This is a genomic window from Sulfitobacter sp. HI0040 (assembly GCF_001634885.1).
GTDB lineage: Bacteria > Pseudomonadota > Alphaproteobacteria > Rhodobacterales > Rhodobacteraceae > Sulfitobacter.
Genome location: NZ_LWEX01000311.1, coordinates 1 through 226, shown reverse-complemented (window position 1 = coordinate 226; position 226 = coordinate 1). Strand labels below are relative to the sequence as shown.

Annotated in this window: 1 protein-coding gene; it reads left to right on the top strand. The window is 57.5% G+C overall.

Annotated features, from left to right (window positions below; genetic code table 11):
- Positions 1–226, top strand: a 226-nt coding sequence (locus A3728_RS14325; RefSeq protein ID WP_201722333.1) for a CoA transferase, incomplete at its 3' end; no start/stop codon positions are given.

Below are 226 nucleotides of genomic sequence, written 5' to 3'. Positions count from 1 at the left end.
ATGATCGACGGAGAGAGCATCGGATTTGCTGTGTTGAACCACGGCAAGCGATCGGTTGCCATCGACCTCAAGTCAGGGGGCGCAGTGGAACTTCTGCGCCCCTTGATCGAGAAGGCCGATGTTCTGGTAGAGCAGTTCCGTCCCGGCGTGATGGACCGGCTCGGGCTTGGTTATGAAGCTGTGCGCGAGATCAATCCCGGTCTCATCTATTGTTCGATCACCGGCT